At 41.2% G+C, this 18,469-nt stretch carries 16 protein-coding genes, 4 pseudogenes, 1 riboswitch and 1 other annotated feature; of the genes and pseudogenes, 11 read left to right on the top strand and 9 right to left on the bottom strand.

Annotation, left to right across the window (positions count from 1 at the left end; translation table 11 throughout):
• Nucleotides 1–363: 363 nt before the first annotated feature.
• The 3 genes from KJS69_RS28915 to KJS69_RS28905 form a co-directional block, all read right to left on the bottom strand.
• On the bottom strand, nucleotides 364–762 hold the full coding sequence (locus KJS69_RS28915; RefSeq protein ID WP_213587648.1) for a DUF3592 domain-containing protein: 399 nt from the start codon (nucleotides 760–762) through the stop codon (nucleotides 364–366).
• Nucleotides 763–923: 161 nt separating this feature from the next.
• Nucleotides 924–2,294 carry an NCS2 family permease gene (locus KJS69_RS28910; protein ID WP_213587647.1) on the bottom strand — a complete coding sequence of 457 codons (1,371 nt, stop codon included), beginning with the start codon at nucleotides 2,292–2,294 and terminating at the stop codon, nucleotides 924–926.
• A 123-nt stretch (nucleotides 2,295–2,417) separates the two neighbouring features.
• Nucleotides 2,418–2,518, bottom strand: a riboswitch (purine riboswitch).
• Nucleotides 2,519–2,610: 92 nt separating this feature from the next.
• The gene (locus tag KJS69_RS28905) at nucleotides 2,611–4,626 is read right to left on the bottom strand and encodes a peptidoglycan D,D-transpeptidase FtsI family protein (RefSeq protein WP_213587645.1); all 2,016 of its coding nucleotides are present in this window, start codon (nucleotides 4,624–4,626) and stop codon (nucleotides 2,611–2,613) included.
• Between the two features lie 54 nt (nucleotides 4,627–4,680).
• Here KJS69_RS28905 and KJS69_RS28900 point away from each other — a divergent pair.
• Nucleotides 4,681–4,845, top strand: a pseudogene (locus KJS69_RS28900) (ClbS/DfsB family four-helix bundle protein); the annotation flags it as partial.
• Between the two features lie 447 nt (nucleotides 4,846–5,292).
• Here the strand turns inward: KJS69_RS28900 and KJS69_RS28895 are convergent.
• Nucleotides 5,293–5,628 carry a MerR family transcriptional regulator gene (locus KJS69_RS28895; RefSeq protein WP_213587643.1) on the bottom strand — a complete coding sequence of 112 codons (336 nt, stop codon included), beginning with the start codon at nucleotides 5,626–5,628 and terminating at the stop codon, nucleotides 5,293–5,295.
• Nucleotides 5,629–5,862: 234 nt separating this feature from the next.
• Here KJS69_RS28895 and KJS69_RS28890 point away from each other — a divergent pair, with 234 nt between their 5' ends.
• The 3 genes from KJS69_RS28890 to KJS69_RS28880 all read left to right on the top strand — a co-directional run bounded on the left by KJS69_RS28890 (nucleotide 5,863) and on the right by KJS69_RS28880 (nucleotide 8,265).
• Nucleotides 5,863–7,044 carry an MFS transporter gene (locus KJS69_RS28890; protein WP_213587641.1) on the top strand — a complete coding sequence of 394 codons (1,182 nt, stop codon included), beginning with the start codon at nucleotides 5,863–5,865 and terminating at the stop codon, nucleotides 7,042–7,044.
• 106 nt (nucleotides 7,045–7,150) lie between these two features.
• Nucleotides 7,151–7,801: an NAD(P)-dependent oxidoreductase gene (locus KJS69_RS28885; protein ID WP_213587639.1), complete on the top strand. Its 651-nt coding sequence runs from the start codon at nucleotides 7,151–7,153 to the stop codon at nucleotides 7,799–7,801.
• Nucleotides 7,802–7,914: 113 nt separating this feature from the next.
• Complete coding sequence (locus KJS69_RS28880) at nucleotides 7,915–8,265, top strand: DUF2200 domain-containing protein (protein ID WP_213587637.1); 351 nt, start codon at nucleotides 7,915–7,917, stop codon at nucleotides 8,263–8,265.
• A gap of 297 nt (nucleotides 8,266–8,562) precedes the next feature.
• Here the strand turns inward: KJS69_RS28880 and KJS69_RS28875 are convergent, their stop codons facing one another.
• Together KJS69_RS28875 and KJS69_RS28870 are read right to left on the bottom strand one after the other, a co-directional pair.
• Nucleotides 8,563–9,126 (bottom strand): NADPH-dependent FMN reductase, encoded by a 564-nt coding sequence (locus KJS69_RS28875; protein ID WP_213587635.1) that lies wholly within the window; start codon nucleotides 9,124–9,126, stop codon nucleotides 8,563–8,565.
• A 9-nt stretch (nucleotides 9,127–9,135) separates the two neighbouring features.
• The gene (locus tag KJS69_RS28870) at nucleotides 9,136–10,050 is read right to left on the bottom strand and encodes an NADP-dependent oxidoreductase (protein WP_213587651.1); all 915 of its coding nucleotides are present in this window, start codon (nucleotides 10,048–10,050) and stop codon (nucleotides 9,136–9,138) included.
• A 987-nt stretch (nucleotides 10,051–11,037) separates the two neighbouring features.
• On the opposite strand from KJS69_RS28870, the gene KJS69_RS28860 reads away from it, so the two are divergent.
• Nucleotides 11,038–12,492, top strand: coding sequence for an FAD-dependent oxidoreductase (locus tag KJS69_RS28860; protein ID WP_213587633.1), 1,455 nt, complete (start codon nucleotides 11,038–11,040; stop codon nucleotides 12,490–12,492).
• A gap of 314 nt (nucleotides 12,493–12,806) precedes the next feature.
• Here the strand turns inward: KJS69_RS28860 and KJS69_RS28855 are convergent, their stop codons facing one another.
• Both KJS69_RS28855 and KJS69_RS28850 read right to left on the bottom strand, forming a co-directional pair.
• Nucleotides 12,807–13,001: a hypothetical protein gene (locus tag KJS69_RS28855; protein WP_213587631.1), complete on the bottom strand. Its 195-nt coding sequence runs from the start codon at nucleotides 12,999–13,001 to the stop codon at nucleotides 12,807–12,809.
• Nucleotides 13,002–13,185: 184 nt separating this feature from the next.
• Nucleotides 13,186–13,440, bottom strand: a complete 255-nt coding sequence (locus KJS69_RS28850) for a hypothetical protein (protein ID WP_213587630.1) — start codon at nucleotides 13,438–13,440, stop codon at nucleotides 13,186–13,188.
• A gap of 49 nt (nucleotides 13,441–13,489) precedes the next feature.
• On the opposite strand from KJS69_RS28850, the gene KJS69_RS28845 reads away from it, so the two are divergent.
• From KJS69_RS28845 to KJS69_RS28825, 5 genes and pseudogenes are all read left to right on the top strand, one after another.
• Nucleotides 13,490–13,855, top strand: coding sequence for an MT-A70 family methyltransferase (locus tag KJS69_RS28845; protein ID WP_483874568.1), 366 nt, complete (start codon nucleotides 13,490–13,492; stop codon nucleotides 13,853–13,855).
• A 93-nt stretch (nucleotides 13,856–13,948) separates the two neighbouring features.
• Nucleotides 13,949–14,101 (top strand): DUF961 family protein, encoded by a 153-nt coding sequence (locus KJS69_RS28840; protein ID WP_483874567.1) that lies wholly within the window; start codon nucleotides 13,949–13,951, stop codon nucleotides 14,099–14,101.
• A 102-nt stretch (nucleotides 14,102–14,203) separates the two neighbouring features.
• Nucleotides 14,204–14,471, top strand: a binding site (T-box leader).
• Nucleotides 14,472–14,546: 75 nt separating this feature from the next.
• Entirely contained in the window at nucleotides 14,547–15,764 is a 1,218-nt protein-coding gene (locus KJS69_RS28835) for an MFS transporter (RefSeq protein ID WP_213587628.1), read from the top strand.
• A gap of 1,088 nt (nucleotides 15,765–16,852) precedes the next feature.
• Nucleotides 16,853–17,037 (top strand): annotated as a pseudogene (locus tag KJS69_RS28830) (DUF3173 domain-containing protein).
• Between the two features lie 38 nt (nucleotides 17,038–17,075).
• Nucleotides 17,076–17,499: pseudogene (locus KJS69_RS28825) on the top strand (Arm DNA-binding domain-containing protein); the annotation flags it as partial.
• Here the strand turns inward: KJS69_RS28825 and KJS69_RS28820 are convergent.
• Nucleotides 17,498–17,755: pseudogene (locus tag KJS69_RS28820) on the bottom strand (2,3-bisphosphoglycerate-dependent phosphoglycerate mutase); the annotation flags it as partial. The pseudogenes KJS69_RS28825 and KJS69_RS28820 overlap by 2 nt on opposite strands.
• Before the next feature lie 305 nt (nucleotides 17,756–18,060).
• Between KJS69_RS28820 and KJS69_RS28815 the strand changes: the two are divergent.
• The gene (locus KJS69_RS28815; RefSeq protein WP_249730759.1) at nucleotides 18,061–18,438 is read left to right on the top strand and encodes an ArsR/SmtB family transcription factor; all 378 of its coding nucleotides are present in this window, start codon (nucleotides 18,061–18,063) and stop codon (nucleotides 18,436–18,438) included.
• Nucleotides 18,439–18,469: the final 31 nt, after the last annotated feature.

Here is an 18,469-nt window from a genome sequence, read left to right as displayed (position 1 = left end):
ATTCCAAGACGCTATGTATTCACAGCATAACAGTTATTCAGAGGCCTACTGGTAAGAGTGGCCTCCTTCAAAAAAAGTGACATTTTCATAGCACAGATAAGGTGACATTTTCACAGACGTTTGACACACTTTGAATCAGCTTTTCACTAAAGGAAAATTACGCTATACCAAAAGTAGACCGATTTGGAGAGCGAATCCCGTTCCCCAAATTGGTCTACTGAACTCGCTTGCGTCTCGACATTATGATTCGCTTCCGGCAGTCTCTGCCTCCATCTCGGCGACGTCCTTCTTGTAGGTTTCGTCCCGTCGGGTACCGGCAGGCGCACCGCTGAGAGCGCACGGCTGTACTTCGAACTTCTCACATCACACGTCCGGTGAGGCGTACCGCTCGGCGGCACCAGGCTCCCTGAAGCTGTCGGGATCACGGTCCAGCAAGACGTCCGATGGGTGATCCGGGTCGAACCGCACGATCACGGTACCGCCGACGACCGGGGCATCCGCCGGCGCCGTGACGAGTCGGCCGCGGACCGTCCTCGGCCCTTCCACGGCGCGGTAGACGGCGTCGACCTCGAACTCGGGGCCGCCCAGCCACCACGAGTGGAGAAATCTCACAGCGGTAATCTCGGCAATGGGACGTTCCCCGTCCGTGCGGAGGCGGTCTCGGCGGCGTATCTCGGCCATGCCCTCACGTACGCCGGAGATAAAACGACGGATCCACACGACCGCAGAAACTGAAATTTCATGGAGGGCAAGAGCCCTCAACTTTACTTTTCCAGCTTCCCCTTCATCAAACCGTACATGAGGTTTTCCCTCAAGGACTTCCACCGGCTAGTTGTGCCTAACTTGGCTAGACGCGCATAATAGAAAAAGGGCGCGAGTCGCACCCTTTTAAACCCCTATTTTTCATATACAATGATATCCGTTTATTCCCCGCCTATAAGCGCATAGCGCAAAACAATAAGGATAGCGAGAATCCACATGAGCCAGTGAATCTTATGCTTGCCTTTCCCAGCCACAAGCGCCAGAATTACGTAAGCTACAATTCCGAAAGAAATTCCATTCGCAATACTGTTCGTGAACGGCATAAACACGATAGTAAAGAAAGCTGGAATAGCTACGACAAAATCTTGGAAATCTATATCTTTAACTGATTGCATCATCAGCAATCCGACAATAATAAGAGCAGCCGCTGTGGCGGATCCCGGAATCAAGGCGACGACAGGCGCCAGGAAGAGAGCGAGTAAGAAGCAGATCCCGGTGGAAATCGCTGTTAATCCAGTTCTTCCGCCTTGGGCAATCCCTGCCGAGCTTTCTACGAAGGCTGTTGTAGTGCTTGTTCCAAGCATTGCGCCCCCGCTAACGGCGAAAGCATCCACGAGCATTGCTTTACCGACACGTTTGCGTCCTTCTTCAGGATTTTTCATAATTCCCGCACGGTTAGCCGTACCTACCAATGTACCGAACGTATCGAACATCTCGACAAATGTAAAGGTCAGAATAACCGAGACAATCCCTACATTTAAAATTCCGGCAAAATCAAATTGGAAAAATTCCAGGTATCCAAAATTCGGAAGCCATGGAGTTTGCGGGTTGTTAAGCATCGAGAAATCGACTTGCCCCATAAGCATGGCGATAATGGTCGTACCCAAAATACCGAATAAAATAGCCCCTTTAACTCTCAGCACCATCAGCAAGGAAATTAACAGTAATCCTACCAAGACGAGCTGAACATTCGGATCCTTTAGGCTCCCCATATGAAAGATGCTTTCAAATGAAAGGAGATTCGTATAACTCCCTTTGGAGACATCGTTTAACGTTTCTACGGATACGGAGAACAGCCCGCTGTTCTTAGCCCCGATGAGAGTAATAAACAAACCGATCCCTACGGTAATGGCATGCTTGATAGCATCCGGTACAGCGACCAAGAGAAGCTGCCGAACCTTCGTAATTGTTAAAATAATAAAAATAATCCCGGAAATAAATACAGCGGTCAAAGCCATTTGCCAGGTCATCGCTCCATTGGAGGACAAGATGACGGTAGCGAAATAAGCGTTCAACCCCATGCCCGGAGCCAATGCCACCGGAAAATTAACGAACAATCCCATCGCTATGGTGAAAATCCCCCCGGCCAGTGCAGTAGCTAAAAAGACTGAGTACCACTCCATTCCCGCTGCGGAAAGGATATTCGGGTTGACGGCCAGAATATAGGCCATCGTCATGAAGGTCGTGATCCCTGCCATGATCTCCGTTCTTACATTAGTGCCGTTCTGTTTCAGTTTAAAAAACTGGTCCATGCTTGAGACTCCTCCCAGAAATATGGTTAGAACAACAAATAAGCCTAAGGTTTCTATGACCTTAGGCTGTGCAAAAAGTAGATAAACAATGCGACAAAACGCAGGTAAAGCGAATGTCAGCGCTTGCTACTCCACTATTTTCGTAGCCAGATCATTTACGGTGACCTCGTAGAAACTCTTGAGCCGATTCCCAAGATTATACGAAAAAAGCGTTATTCAATACCTTCATTTTAGTAGGCGGGTCTCCCCTTGTCAACAATAAACACGAACATTATTATTAATAAATAGTTTGACGTTCGGATTCCTTTTACGTTCTCTAATCTTGTTTATCCGCTAGACCAATATGCTGATCATAAGCATCAAAAATTTTGCGCGCGATGGGCGCCGCACCGTAAGAACCAAAGCCCCCGTCCGGTACGACGACGGCTATCGCCAGTTTAGGCTTCTCCGCTGGAGCGTAGGCAATGATTAAGGCATTGTCGACCGGCCGGCCAGCCACTTGGGATTCCGAGGTTCCGGTTTTGCGGACAAAATCATATGGAAACCCGTCAAAGCCGTCTACCTTGCTCTTCATTCCTTCTTGGACTACGTTCCAATAAAGGTCGGGCAGCACGACTTCATCCAGCAGCTCCGGCTCCATCTTACGAATCAACACCCCGTCATAGGTTGTCATTTTATCTACAAATAAGGGTCGATACCGTTTGCCCTTGTTAGCCAGCATACTGGCGTATTGAGCCAACTGGAGCGTCGTATAGCGGGCTTCCTGGCCGAATGATCCGTTGACGAGCGGGAACTGCTCCTTATATTGTTTGGCGGTTTCGTAGTAATAAATATCTCCATGACTTTCATTCGGAAGACCGCTTCCGGTTGATATCCCTAAACCGAATTTCTTCATATAAGAATCCCATACGTCGATAGGATTGCTGACCTGCGTATAAAAACGATTGCCCACCAGTTCGGCTACAAAAGTGTTGGAGGACACTTCGAGGGCTTGCTGCGGAGTAATCCAGCCGTGTTGTGCACCATCCGAATTGCTGACCTTGGCATTATTATCCTTGCCATACCGGAACAGTCCGGTATCATAGTATCTCTCATTCGGACCGATTACCCCTTCGCTCAACCCGGCCAATACCGTGAGCGGTTTAAGGGTAGACCCTGGAGGGACCAAGGAAGTCGGGTATTCCCCTACCTCATCGTCAGGCACGTTGGCATATCGCGTGCGGATGGCTCCATTGGTATGAAGCTGCTTAATCTCAGCCCACTTGTCATTGGAGAGCGAACCGATCCAAACGTTCGAATCATAACCGGGCATACTGGCCATAGCCACCACCTTGCCCGTATCCACCTCCATTGCGACCGCATATCCTGCCTTGGCTTGGCTGCCTTTCCCATATACCCGATTGGGAGGATGATTCTGCAGCAGATCCAGATGTTCAGCTATCGCCTGCTGGGCGGCTAATTGAACTTCATTATGAATCGTCAAATACAGGTTATTTCCTTTAACCGGAGGGATGATCTGCACTTCCCCGACAATCTGCTCCCGGTTGTTCACCGGGTACACCTTGTTCCCGTTCCGGCCCCTTAATTCGTCCTGATACATATACTCCAGGCCGTCGTATCCTACATATTCGTCCTGTACATATATTTCGGGATCCAGCTTATATCTTTGCAGATAGTCCGCCGACTCTTCATTAATGGTAGAGTATGGCCGCAAATAGCCTACCAATTGAACAGCTATCTGCTTGGTGTCATACATCCTTGTGCTCTCTTCTGCCACCTCGAGCCCATTGAGCTCGTCCCGGTGCTCGTAAAGATAGGCTACTTCCTCCCGCGTCAAGTCCGATTTGATTCGTCTCGGCCAGAACAAATATGAGGGAGACTTAGTCTCCTTTCCCTCGATATCATAGCCTACATCCATCCTCAATACGATTTCCTCGGCCGTTATCAAGCCTTTATCCGGATGGCCCCTCTCGCTAAAAATCCGCTCCAATTTTCTGGCCATCTCAATTTGCTCCTCCAGCTTATGATCCGGCTCCAGACGGTAAAAAACGGACTGCGTAGAGATGGTGGAGGCAATGGGCGATTCCACCCGGTCATATATATTTCCGCGAATAGGCGCTATCGTTATATCCCGTTTCAGTTTATCTCTTTCCATCAGAGACATTTCTTCCACTTGGACAAACTGTAACAATGCAAGACGAATGATGAGTAAAGAAAAGAGCAGAAACGCACAGAAAAAATAAATATGGAGACGGAGTGAAAATAGTTTACGCTTGCGGGTTGCCTTCTTATCCACATCGGTCAAATCGGGAATATCCGGCAATGAATTCATGGGTTGGAACATCCTTTCTATCTGGTCTAGCGCTTTGGATTTTACTTCCACCTATTGAATTATTGTAGCTTAAACGAGCTTTTTCTACAAAAAAAATGGGCGGCTTCAACACCTGCCAATTGGTCTATTTGGAAATGGATTCATATAAATACAGTAGCACCATTTAAAACGTTTAGAACAAAAATTAGAAAATGGAAAAGGATTAGAGGGTTATTCTGAACGGAAGACATTTATGTTTCGAAGCGTTCATAATAGGCGTCGATTACTGGCTTCAGTTTTCCTGCAAGCTTCTTACAGGCTTGTGATTCCGGATCAAGTGCTTCTTCTAATTCCAGCCAATAGGGAAAAGCAATGGAGAAGATTTTGCGGAAATAATAATTAAAAACATGGATGGAGATTTATCTTTTTCATTAATGTCCCCATTTTGCAATTTTTAAAGTAAGAATACCTTGAGCAAACTTATTCACTCTACTTCTAAGTTCTAACATTTCGTCTTGTAATCTAATCGTTTTATCCACTATTTTAAAAGAACGATCATAAATATCTATAGAGGATATTTCATTGATAGCGATATTGACGAGGTACTTTCCTTATTTCCCACACCGGGGTGGATACAATATCAACAATTCTATGATAGTTATCGTTATAGACTCACTTATATAATTCTTATTCCTCTGAATCCGGCACCATATCAGCCAGTTTACGAAAAGCCTCGTTTAACGTAACCATCCGTTTTTCCACTTTTTTGATGGCTGCATCCAATGTAAAACCCTCATCCATCATTTCCTGAATAAGAAGCATTTTTTTCACATTTAAATAATTATATCTTCTCGTGGATCCTTCTGCACCGGACTCAGATTGAATGGCTCCTTTTTCTTCCCAATAACGAATTTTACGAGTCGGAATCCCTGTGATTTTGGATACCTCACCGATTCCAACCACCAGCTTTTTCAACAAATCAAAGTCCAACAGAGCATTTAGATTTTGATCCTTTTCATTCATAAAGCACTCTCCTATTTTATTATCGGAACCACTTTCATATCTATTCATTTTTTCTATGTTGTCGGTGAAATACTGCTTCTCTTTTAGATAGCTTATTTACGCTGTTTCTTGTAATTATTCTACAATAAAAGCAGTTAATCTACAAATTACCTATTGACTTAAATTTGTAAATAAACTACAATTTATGTCAACAAGTTGCAATATGTGTAATTTACTTACGTTAGGGGGTTTGTTATGGAGTTAAGTAAAGAAAATACATCTCTACACCAGAACTATAATGTACTAACCATTATTTTATTCTGGTGCGGGTTAGTGGTAGTTGCAAGTAATTATTTAACCATTCCTTTAATGTCCATATTCAGTGAAGTTTTTCATGCAAGCATTGCTCATGTTGCGTGGACAGGGAGTGCATTCTCTTTATGTTATGCTGTCGGTTCTTTATTTTCCGGTCCATTATCTGATCGCTTTGGACGAAAACAAGTCATGTTCATTGGACTATTGATGTTGACTGTTAGTACATTTGCACTCCCCATTTTTAGCAACTTATCTTGGGTGATTGCATTACGTTCTATTCAAGGATTCGCCGCAGCCAGTTTTGCACCAGTTGCTATTGCTTATGTAGTAGATAAATTTCCAGTTCAAAAAAGAGTGACAACGATCGGATTTATTAGCTCCAGTTTCTTAATTTCTGCCATAGCAGGGCAAATATTCAGTAGTTATATCAGTCAACAGTTTGGTTGGCAAAGCGTTTTTTATTATTCCGGTTCGATTTATTTATTTACTGCTGTTTTAGTTCTATTGCTCCTTCCAAAAACCGACATAAAGCAAGCGAATAGCAAATTGAAGACAATGTTTCAACAGTTTCAAACGCTATTGACCGATAAAAGTTTGATTCAAGCATACAGCATTGCGATCACGTTATTACTTTCATTTGTTGCTTTCTATACGGTGCTCGGAGATTATTTAACGGAAACATTTGCCTTGAATGAAGACGGAATCCTATATGTTCGCATGGTTGGAATCATCGGAATGTTATTTGCACCTTTTGCAGGCAAATTAGCCAATAAATATAGCTTACTTACCGTTTTGCGAGGTGGACTTACGGTAGGAGCGATAGGCATGTTTATTGTTGGGATGAGTACCAATCTATTTTTCTTAGTTTTTATGAGTGTATTATTTGTGACTGGCATTGCCATCACCGTCCCCACCTTGATTTCCTTAGTAGGTCATCTTGGTGAAAAAAATCATGGTGCAGCAGTCTCTTTATATACCTTTATCCTGTTTATTGGAACGAGTCTTGGCCCCATCATAGCCGTATCGTTATTAAAAACAGGAAGTTATTGGATTGCTTTTGTATCATTAACATTAATTCTTGGAATGGGATTGGCCATTTCGTTTTTTATAACAAAACGGTAGACAGTAGATAAGAAGATTGCGCTGTTCTTGAATTTTTTTGATTGAGGCAAGGACATACAGATTAGAGAAAAAATAAACTATTACAACTTTGAGGAGTTGATAATCGATGACACGTTTATTACTTTTAGGAGCGACTGGACGCACAGGCAATTCTATTCTCAGACAATTATCAGAAAATGAGCATATTCAGGTGACAGCAGCCTTACGAGATGTAAGTGATTCTTCCAGGCTTCCAAAGATTAAACGACCTATTCACACTACGATTGTAGATATAGACAATATCTTGAGCCTTCGTAAGGCTACTTCTCAGGCTGATATTATTGTGAATGCGATTAGACTCCGAGGGAATATTCCTCGGGCGGCATTGGTCACACTTGACAAGCGGATTCGAGAAGGCATTGGAGATATGGAGGGGCGTTTAATAATTACGGTAGGTGGTGCCGGATCTTTATATACGCTTCATGGGCAACGATTTTGGCAAGATCCTGCTTTTCCTAAGCGCACATTACCTAGAGGCATAGCACACGCTAAGTTACGTGATTATCTAGAAGAATTACCTCAAGCCTCGTGGGCTTACTTAATTCCACCACCGGCATATACTCCTACAGGACCTCGCACTGGTTGTTATAATCGGTGGACACCTTCGAATAATGAAAGCAATTTTTTGAATAGAAGTATCAGTTATGAGGATTTTGCGACAGCTATTTGTAAAGCAGTAAGCGACCGATGGACAGGCGTACACCTTATTGCAAATTAGGAATCAAGGAATGAACATAATGAATAATCTGGAACTAATAATTGACGGCTATTCGTTTAAACGCGATTATTTTTTTACTATAATAAAGAAAACCATATAAGAAAGGATGCATCATGACCAAACACCGGATTTATACAATGAGTGTCACGAGTGTCTATCCCCATTATGTTACGAAGGCGGAGAGAAAAGGACGTACGAAAACAGAAGTCGATGAAATCATCCGTTGGTTGACAGGGTATAGCCAGGAAGAGTTAGCAGCGCAACTGGAAAAACAGACAGACTTTGAGACTTTCTTTGCGGAAGCTCCCCAACTGAATCCTTCGCGGGCTTTGATCAAAGGTGTCGTCTGCGGTGTCCGAGTGGAAGATATCGAAGAACCCACTATGCAGGAAATTCGCTATTTGGATAAGCTGATCGATGAGTTAGCAAAGGGAAAAGCAATGGAGAAGATTTTGCGGAAATAATAATTAAAAAAACGAAGAAACACTGATTCCATTTATTTATTAAATATAAAAGAATCAGTGTTTTTTGTTGAATCGACAATAATCTATAATTATTTATTGCCGTTGGGATTTTATGTGCCATTGCTTATTTTCTGTCCGCTTTATTAACGTTTAAATTACAAACTAAATAATATTATCTCAAAGTCATGCATACTGAATCTTCCCGTCTGAGTATATTTCCGATATCAAATACGGATAAAACACCAGCTCTTCCCTATCAATGGGAAAAAGCTGGTTGCTTAAACGAATCGTGACCCATTAGCTGCGAACCGATTTTAATGCGGTAGACCAACTAATCACTTGTTTCAACATTTCATTCACATGTGAAAAGTGTAATTCTGCAGGCTTAAAAATCGTATAATTCTCAAAATCTGTAAATATATTTAGTGCGGGGTGGGTGCGAACGTCTGCCACTTGCAATTCTGCCAAAATTCCACGCAAATGTTCAGCGGCACGTGTCCCGCCTGAGGAACCGTAGCTGACAATGCCGGCTGCCTTGTTATACCATTCTGTACGTGCTGAATCCAATGCATTTTTCAATACTCCTGTAATGCTGTGATTGTATTCGGCAGTAACAAATACAAATCCGTCCAAGCTGGATATTTTCTTAGCCCAGTCCGCAACTTGCTGCTCGCCAGTAGGGTCTCCTAAAAACGGAAGGTTGTAATCTGCAACATCTACTATTTCATATGCTGCGTCCCCGCGTTGATCGGCAATTTCCTTAATCCAGTTCCCGACTTGCGGGCTAACTCTCCCCGGGCGTGAACTACCAAGGATAATTCCGATGTTTAGTTTTTCCAATATATTTCCTCCTCGTATCATATTAACTTTCTAATCTACTGTGAGGACAATTTTCCCTCGAACGTGACCGGTCTCTACAGCTCTGTGAGCATCGGCAGCTTGGTGTAATGGAAATGTTTGCGATATGACAACGCGAAGCAGCCCTTGTTCGTACATCTTGGTGAGTTCGGATAACCTTGAAACGCTTCGCTTACTCCGGATCGGAATGGTTCCAAGCTCTTCCGAAAGATCGAAAGCAACGATTGAACCGATCCTTTTTTTGTCGTGTACAAGTTCTACAGTGGCTCGTAGGGCTTCCCCGCCTGCTGCATCAAGGGCAGCATCGATCCCTTTAGGTGCAAGTTCGCGTACTCGTTCAACAAGCCCCTCTCCATATGAGACAGGAATAGCCCCTAAGGAGCGCAAGTAGTCATGGTTACGTGGGCTTGCGGTACCTATCACAGTTGCACCCCATGCCCGTGCCAATTGAACAGCGAACGTCCCAACTCCTCCTGCAGCTGCGTGTATAAGTACGGTGTCTTCTTTACTGATTCCGAGTTCCTGCAGTGCCGTATGAGCAGTCTGCCCTGAGGCGGTGAGTACACCAGCTTCTTCCCATGGCATATTTTTAGGCTTTCTAACAAGTTGGGATGTTGGGACGACCACATATTCAGCATAGCTAGATAGAATCGACCAACCAATAACTTCATCTCCAACTGAAAAGCTCTCAACCCCAGCACCAACCACGTCGATGATGCCAGCAAATTCATTTCCTATTATTTGAGGGTATCGGATTTCCACTCCTGGCGGACTAAAACCTTGTCCTCGAATCGCACAGTCAACGGGCTGTACTCCGGCCGCTTTTACTTTGACTCGAACTTGTCCAGTCCCCGGAACAGGAGTATCAAACTCCATCAATTGCAATACGTCTGGTGTTCCTGGCAAATGAAAAGCTACTGCCTTCATTTCATCAGCTCCTCTAATTAAAGCTCCTGATACTGGGCTAGCTATAAAGTTCGGCATGGACATAAGACCCATCCCGATCCATGTATAACAGTTCTGTTGTCGGCTAGCCACTTTCATTATATATTTGGGAGTACATATTGAAAAATATATTTTTCGCTATGTATCCATATACTAGATGGAATGAGTGGGAAAAAGTGAAGGCTGCACTCCATTTGCTCGAAGAGGGGCGTCGACAAGTTAATTTCCGGATGTTTCAATCGTCTATGGAGGATTTTAAGAGCATAGAAACAGCCAATCATAGAAATTTGCACAGTGCATTATCGATTCCATTTCTTATCCACTTTTAGTTCTCTTTCATTCTTAAGAGGGTTACAGGGACTTGCAGTTGCTACATTTTCACCAGTAGCACTTGCATATACTCTTGAAGTATTTCCATCTGATAAAAAAGTAAAGCGCTTGTTGAGGGTTATGAAAGGGGAAATCATCACCCGCCTTTGCGCAGCGCAGCACCTTACAGTATAGACGGACAAGCTCTTTTGAACGGTTAAAACGTTTCTTGGAGGTGCATGCAGATGAATGGGATGGCTAATACCAACACGGAAAACAACGAGCGTGGTTTATTGCCGTTTCCAATTATTTAAGCTAACCCAAATTAAATTTATTGTTGCAATATTATTGTATACAACATATACTGTATATGAAATAAACAATATACGTTATAAACAATTTATATCAAAAAATAGGAGGAGAATGTTCGCTTTCTAGAAGTATCTGGTTAAAGCAAGAGTTTTGGAACAGCCAGTTGCTATTAATGAAATATTAACAACGACAGAAGATTTACAGATGATAGGAAGAATCTCTGGACTTTCTGCTCCATAATACCGTCTCTGCACAACAAGGTTTCCGAAGTAATTTTAATCTTGTCGAGGTCTTTCACTAAAACAGGGACAAGGCTGGTTATATGCGTTAATTCAAAGGAGGCATATCATGACAGATGCAAATTTTGCACTTACAAAAGAAAAAACGGAAAGGGCAGTTATTATTGGAGGAGGCATTGGGGGATTATTAGCAGCAAAAGTGCTTTCTGATTATTATAACGAGGTTCTGATTGTGGATAGAGATGATTTTCCTGAAAAGCCCGGAAATCGTCCCGGTGTTCCGCAAGGATTTCAGCCACACCGCTTAACTCCCCGCGGGAAAATGATTATTGAACGTCTCTTTCCAGGTCTTAACGATGATCTTCTGGCACAAGGAGCCGCTTTATCACAGGACAAGATCTATCGATTTACCAATCAATATGGAATTTTGACCATGCCAAACCCGGAAAAGGACGTGATGTGTAGTAGGGCTTTACTAGAGTGGGGATTACGTCAGCGCATGAAGAAGATTTCGAATGTTCGTTTTCTTCCTAAACAAAATGTTATCGGTTTACAAACGAATCAGGATCAAACAATAGTTTCTGGTGTCCGTATAAGAGAACGCGGACAATCTAATCTGAAGAAAGTAATTGCAGCTGATATGGTAATCGATACAAGTGGTCGTCAATCCAAGCTGGGAAATTGGCTTCAAGAATTGGGAATTGAAATACCAAAACCAGATATTTTAAAAGTTTCTCTTGGATATAGTACCCGTCATTATAAGATTCCATCCAATTTAGCTGAGAAATGGGCACTTGTTCATATTGAAGGGGAAGCTATTAGAAGAGAAAATACCGGAATTTTTGCCATTATTGAAAATAATATCGCAGAGATGCTACTTTGGAATGCGGGTGGTAACTACCCAACCACGGATGCTGAAGAATATGAAGAAGTGGTTGCTAATCTTACAGATCCGATTATCGCTGATATTTGGAATAAACTAGAACCTCTTACACCCCCTAGAGGGTATCGGATAAAGGAGTTGTTTCGTAATCGTTTTGAGCAAATCCCACGATGGCCATCCGGATTGTTGGTCCTAGGAGATGCATTATGCAATTTCGATCCTATTTATGGACAAGGGATGACAATGGCTGCTGTCGAAGTAGAAATGCTGGAATCCTGTTTGCGAGATCAACGCGTCAACCCCCAACCGGGTTTTGAGCGTAATGTACTTCAAAGATTGCAAGAAGTGATTGAGCCTACCTGGTGGCTGAACGCCGTTGCCGATTTAAAATGGCCGGGGGTAGAATATGATGGCCGACCATTGAAAGGTATTACTTTTGCTCAGAAGTATTTTGACTTATATCTCAGGCAAGCAACAATACAGAGTGACTTCGAGTTATTTTCGCTGTATTGGGCTGTGAATTCTTTATTGTTTTTACCAAGTCAAATAATCAATCCGCAAATGATGAAAAGCATACTTAATGTAACGAAGGAAGGAAAAAAGTGGCTTGACGAACTCACTGAAGCTCACGGTCAAAAGCTAGAGAATGTAATAGCCGAGAATGTACCATCTTTTAAATAGTGCCCATTTCAGTTTCTAACAGATTTGAGACTTTCCAGAAAGTCGATGAAAACTGAGTTTCTGAAACAGTCACTACTACACATTTAGAAATACCAAAAAATTAGGTCGAGTAGGATGATTCCTCTATTTTAAAGCAATTTAACGATACCTCGCTTATGAAAAAACAATACAAAAACCAGTAAAATGGAGTCAAAGTGGAGTCAAGCAATTCTTTGAGGTAATCAAAAAATAGTGTAAATTTGTTTTTTGATTACTCTTCTTAAATAATCGCGCCCTTTTTGATATTGCTATTTTCACGCATATCTACAGTAATTTTAATAGGTCCAAGAATACCTGAGATCAGCTTCCCAGCCATTGTTTGGAAAATAGTTATGAATCATGTAGGCAGGCCCCAGTCCTTTAGCAAAAATATGATCACGCTCAATCCGCAGTTCCATTGGCCCATTGGGAATGATGATCTGTCCTGTTGCTTCGAGACAATATGGTTCAGACTCAATGTTCCACTTCACATAGTGCTGCTTTCCTCCCTCAACTTTAGGAAGGGGGCGCATATTCTGGCATTTGACATCACCAATCTTTTCTTCCGTGACACGCTGTTCAAGTAAGCCCCGATTAAAGCATCGAGAAACCATTTTTGGAAGTAACTAGGTGTTGAAAGTTATTTAGCGAAATCTGCTCAAAAGTACTTGACGGTTACAGCTTTTTCATTGCTAAGCTCAAAGCAAGAGAAAAACCGTTACCAGGACATTGATCCGAGTATAGACAAACGAACCGTTGGTTACCGGAGACGACATAAGCGAGCTTACATTCTTTTACCCACAGGGTATCTCCCTGCTGGAAGGGGACATATTGTTCAAAGTTTCCATCTTCAACCTGTTTAAAGGCTGCTTTAGGAGAAATAATTTCTTCTGTTGCTACATATTCATTCCAGCTGATTCCGTAATCCATGGAAGTAAGTTCCAAATTACTATCAAACTGCATTAAGATAGAGCCGGATGTGTTAAAAGTCATAGATGCATGGGGATATACGTTTAAAACTGTTGCATTTGTCTGGGTGAAACAGAATAAGTCAGGAAAAGGTTTCTTCTTTGGTTTGGGTCACTGGACACGCTCGAATGCTGAAATTTGTTTATTAGCTGTAAAAGGTCGCCCCAAAAGAGTATCAAAGAAGGTTCACCAACTGATCATCAGTCCAATTGAAGGACATAGTAAAAAACCTGATATGGCAAGAGATAAAATTATTGAGCTAATGGGCGATTTACCAAAAGTTGAATTATTCGCCAGACAAAACTCTGCTGGATGGGACGCTTGGGGAAATGAAGTAGGACATTCTATTTCAATTGGTCATATGAATAGGAAGTGATTCACCATGAAAGCTTTTTATTCTCGCTCCCCTCCCCTATTTTCGATTCTCATGTATGTAAATGAAAAATTATAAAGAAAAGAGGTATGTATCATGGAACTAAAGTATGTCATTCCAAATATGGAAAAAACCTTTGAAAATTTAGAATATGCCGAAGAAGGCAAAATCGAACAAAGACGGATTAACGGACGAATAATAGAATTAAAAAATTTTGAGTCATTAGTATGCAGAGGATACATTCAGTAAATTTCTTACAAAAGTTCTGCAGTACAAGGCACCCAATTCATATAATTAAGTCGGTTGACAAAATATTAAATCATGGTATAATGATTCAAAATTCTTATATCCATAAAAGTAATGAAGAGAAATAAGTATGGGAGCTCTTATGCCCAGAGAGCAAAGTATTTGCTGCAATCTTTGCCTTAACCTCTCGTGCGAAGTCGTCTCGGAACTGTTGAATGAAACCGAATGAAATGGAGTGGTTCGGTAAGTAGTTTCAAACGGTCACACCCGTTAATGTGTTGAAAGTAAATTGGTTTTACTTTGTGAGGCTAGAATTGTGAGGTTCTAAGCAAATGAGGGTGGTACCGCGGAAAACATACCTTTCGTCCCTTAGATATAGCATATACTGCTATGTCCAAGGGATGAAAGGTTTTTTATTGTTATTTTTATATAGAAGGGAGTAGAGCCAATGAGTCGTTTTCAGCAACAAGCACAGCTTAGTCCAACACTTACCCTTTTAATGGCAGTTTCATGTGGACTAACGATTGCAAATCTATACTACAATCAACCTTTATTAGCTGAAATGGGACGAACCTTTGGTGTAGATGATCAGCAATCAGGAATTATTTCTACGTATACTCAGATTGGTTTTGCAATCGGAATGTTTACATTTATCCCCCTTGGCGATATTTATGAGAAGAAAAAATTGATCCTTTCTCTTTTGTTTGCGGTTGGACTGGCTCTGATCTTTTTAGCGACTGCCCAAAATCTGTACAGTGTGTATATAGCCAGCTTTATGGTTGGCTTTACCACAGTGTCTCCACAAATTATTGTGCCGTTTGCGGCAGAACTTGCATCACCTTATCAGCGAGGGAAAGTAATTGGAAGTGTGATGAGTGGTCTCCTAATTGGCATCTTGCTGGCAAGAACAGTGGCTGGTTTTATCGGAGAGTTATTTAGCTGGCGCGTTATGTTTGGTTTTGCATCTTTGCTCATGTTTATATTGACATATGTTTTATACCATTATCTGCCTTCTCTTAAGCCTAAGGTAAAATTATCCTATTTGGAATTACTACGTTCTATCAGGAAATTGATTGTACAAGAGCGTACACTTCGTGAAGCAGCCTTGATAAGTGCATTGATGTTTGGCTCGTTCAGTGCCTTTTGGACTTCGTTAACTTTCTTTTTAGAAGGCCCACATTATCAGTACGGTAGTTCCATGGTCGGGATGTTTAGCTTGATTGGTGTGGTCGGAGTTGTGACTGCGTCTGTGGTCGGTAAATTAAGCGATCGATTCAGTCCCCAAATGATGGTCGGTTTGATGACCGTAATCGTTTTGTTGTCGTACGTATTATTTGGATTGTTTGGAACCTGGCATTTGGGGCTAATTGTTGGAATTGTTCTGTTAGATTTGGGTTATCAGGGTGCCCATATCTCAAATCAGACCCGCATTTATAGTTTGTCTGCTGAGGCAAAAGGTAGATTGAACACTGTATATATGGTTAGTTCATTCATAGGGGGGGCACTTGGCTCAGCAGGTGGTGTAGCAGCATGGGATCGTTGGGGATGGCTGGGCATATGCGTGATCGGTGGAAGTATGGCTACAGCAGCATTCTTTGTATGGTTGTGGCATTATTTATTAAAACAAAAAAAGAACCAGATAGTAACTAAAGTATTCATCGATTAATCGGTGTATGAAGGCAATAACTTTTGAGTTAGTATGTATTACAACCTTTTTTGTTTAAGTCTACAAAAGGATACTCAGTTCTTCTCAGATTCTAAGCAAATTTGATATTTTGATTGGATGACAAGTTTGCGAGAATGACTCTTTAAATTTTTCACATAAATAACTAGACCCACTACTTCTATTTGAAACGATCTGATTATCTTCTAGTGAATATTCCAAATTATTAGGTGAGCTTTTTGAAATACAATGTTGGATTTCAATATTCATAACTAGTTCTTCTATATTTCTTTTTTAGATCAAATAACTCTCAAGGTTTTTGATCTTTTTTGTGTTTTCTCCTTTTTTCGGCAAAATCGCTCTTTATGTCGTATTAGTAGTGCAAAAAGACACAAACCTTTTGACAGACACGAGGTTCGTTTGTTGTTATATTCATTCCTGGTTCAGTTATTTGATTTTAACTTAATGCAGATAACAAAATCATTTTGGCTTATGTTCGATTGGGCTTTTTTGTGTTTTACAGCTATCTTTTTTCAAAAAGTGCTCCTATTCTTGGCATTTCATAAAAAAGTTTGTTGAAGGATATGAAAGGGGAAATCATCACCCTCTTTTGCAGTTGCGAAGAGAGAGGACATGCAAGATAGAACCAGATCGTACCAAGTAGCAAGTTCGTTGTGCATTCTACTGATGATGAGCCACTTGATTCATACGCCATGACTTTCGTTTGGAACGAGAGATAATCTATGAATCTAATGCAATTGTGGTGAATTGCTGGCGATAACTTATCAGTATTGATAATGATACTCCCCTATCGTCATGGTTCGAGCGTTCAAAGCGTCGCAAGCTATGAATAGGGCTGGAAGGAATACTTGCAGGGGTGAAATTCCCGTGGAGCTGTACCAACAGCCGTCTGATTTTTGACTCTTATTTTAGCAAAATAAGTTAAAGTAACCATCAAGTTATGACAATAGAACCTTTTTATTTTAGTGCAAGAACCAATTCACGCAACGTATTAGAATTGGTTTTACAGACGCGATATAATAATAGACAGATATCAAATAGCATATCCTAGTCTATGGAAAGGAGTTAATATGGTCACAGTCGCTAAAAAAGACTTGATAGCACTAGGTTATGGTCCCTCTTTTTCAGCTGATATCTTAGAGAGTGTAAAAAACTAATGATTTCAAAAGGGCACACGTATTATCAATCTAAAAAGTTGGATCGTGTTCCTAAAGAAGCTGTAGAGGAAGTATTAGGGATAACTTTAGATGTGTGATTTGTACTTCTTGCACTAATTGCGTAAGGAGTGAAATCATGACTAAAGATATCATCAAAAAGGCAAAGAACGGAACTTATTATTTTAGGGCAAATTTAGGCTATCACCCCATCACTGGAAAGCAAATTCAGAAATACCGTAGCGGTTTTAAAAGAAGCAAGGGAAGAATATTCAAGGTTACTACTAACAAAGTCTGACGCATTAGAAGAAAAGCAAGATGACATTTTATTTCAACAGTTTATTGAAGATATTTTCTTACCCTGGTATAAAACACAAGTAAAAGGAAGAACGTACGATAATCGATTACCGACTGTAAGAAAACATTTCACTTTTTTTAATAACTTAATCACAACGGAAATTACTCCAATCCATGTTCAAAAATGGCAATTAACGTTATCTAAAAAGAAGTATCGTTCTTCTTATATTAGAAATGTTCAAGGGTTGTTTTCCATGGCAATGGATTAAGCTGCCAGGATTTGTATACAGGTATCCACAGGAAATTCATTTCCTCGAGCACATAATCTAGTGTTTTTATAGCTCGCTTCAAGTATGAGGTGTAGGCTACATCAAATATGAATTGTTTTTCCTTAAGTAGTCTGCCGGCATAATAAGATTCCTGAACTCCTTTATCCGATAAGTCTACGTCCATCCAACCTGTAAATAAGTTCTCTTTGTTCTAATTACTTTCTCCATGTCTAATCAAAACCAACTTATACATGTATTACTCTTCTCCTTTCCGATGAATTTCTCCTACTAGTTATCTGGCTATGTCACTCTATCAAACATTTATAAACTATTATTTCGTTTTAGAGATTACGAAGTCTTAGAAAACTGCATAAGAGTTATTGTGAGCATATATGAAGTTCGTATATCATCGTTAGAAGGCCAGATACATGGTTTTAAACGGAAAATGCTTAGGTAAAGAAATTTAAATGTCCAAAAGTATGCCCTTGACAAGAGCCTAGGTAATGCATAGACTTTAGTATAATGATTGTTTAATCAAATGAATGTTATATCAAAGGAGTGGCGACGATAAAAAACAAGGAAAAGCTTCACGATCATGATCAAAATTTAAGCTATGTTTTAAAGCGAATGCCTGATGTCCAATTTTTTTTGGATGGAGCTGCTATTTTCCAACAGCTATCTGACGGCTCGCGTCTTCAAATCCTTTGGTTACTTTGTCATTGCGAAGAGTGTGGACACAATATTTCAGCTGCTCTGGACATGAGCCCTGCATCCGTTTCTCATCACTTGAAATCGTTAAAGTTACATGGATTAATCAAAAGCAAACGAGTTGGGAAAGAAGTTTACTATTCACTTGCTGACAGCGAAAAAGCTCGTCTGGTTCATCAAATGGTAGATGATTTTTTTAAAATGAGTTGTCCGTTGAAAGGACTTTAGATTAATCGATAAAGGGGGGCGGGAATATTAC

Origin of the sequence: Paenibacillus sp. J2TS4 (genome assembly GCF_018403245.1) — a bacterium.
Taxonomy (GTDB): domain Bacteria; phylum Bacillota; class Bacilli; order Paenibacillales; family NBRC-103111; genus Paenibacillus_L.
This window is presented reverse-complemented; position numbering and strand designations above follow the sequence as displayed.

What these genes read in the sequence shown, in the direction of transcription:
- KJS69_RS28840 (WP_483874567.1), top strand. Translation starts at nt 13,949, where the DNA reads ATGGAACTAAAGTATGTCATTCCAAATATGGAAAAAACCTTTGAAAAT.
- KJS69_RS28850 (WP_213587630.1), bottom strand. Translation starts at nt 13,440, where the DNA reads ATGGATTACGGAATCAGCTGGAATGAATATGTAGCAACAGAAGAAATT.
- KJS69_RS28890 (WP_213587641.1), top strand. Translation starts at nt 5,863, where the DNA reads ATGGAGTTAAGTAAAGAAAATACATCTCTACACCAGAACTATAATGTA.
- KJS69_RS28910 (WP_213587647.1), bottom strand. Translation starts at nt 2,294, where the DNA reads ATGGACCAGTTTTTTAAACTGAAACAGAACGGCACTAATGTAAGAACG.
- KJS69_RS28895 (WP_213587643.1), bottom strand. Translation starts at nt 5,628, where the DNA reads ATGAATGAAAAGGATCAAAATCTAAATGCTCTGTTGGACTTTGATTTG.
- KJS69_RS28860 (WP_213587633.1), top strand. Translation starts at nt 11,038, where the DNA reads ATGACAGATGCAAATTTTGCACTTACAAAAGAAAAAACGGAAAGGGCA.
- KJS69_RS28870 (WP_213587651.1), bottom strand. Translation starts at nt 10,050, where the DNA reads ATGAAGGCAGTAGCTTTTCATTTGCCAGGAACACCAGACGTATTGCAA.
- KJS69_RS28875 (WP_213587635.1), bottom strand. Translation starts at nt 9,126, where the DNA reads ATGATACGAGGAGGAAATATATTGGAAAAACTAAACATCGGAATTATC.
- KJS69_RS28835 (WP_213587628.1), top strand. Translation starts at nt 14,547, where the DNA reads ATGAGTCGTTTTCAGCAACAAGCACAGCTTAGTCCAACACTTACCCTT.
- KJS69_RS28885 (WP_213587639.1), top strand. Translation starts at nt 7,151, where the DNA reads ATGACACGTTTATTACTTTTAGGAGCGACTGGACGCACAGGCAATTCT.
- KJS69_RS28905 (WP_213587645.1), bottom strand. Translation starts at nt 4,626, where the DNA reads ATGAATTCATTGCCGGATATTCCCGATTTGACCGATGTGGATAAGAAG.
- KJS69_RS28880 (WP_213587637.1), top strand. Translation starts at nt 7,915, where the DNA reads ATGACCAAACACCGGATTTATACAATGAGTGTCACGAGTGTCTATCCC.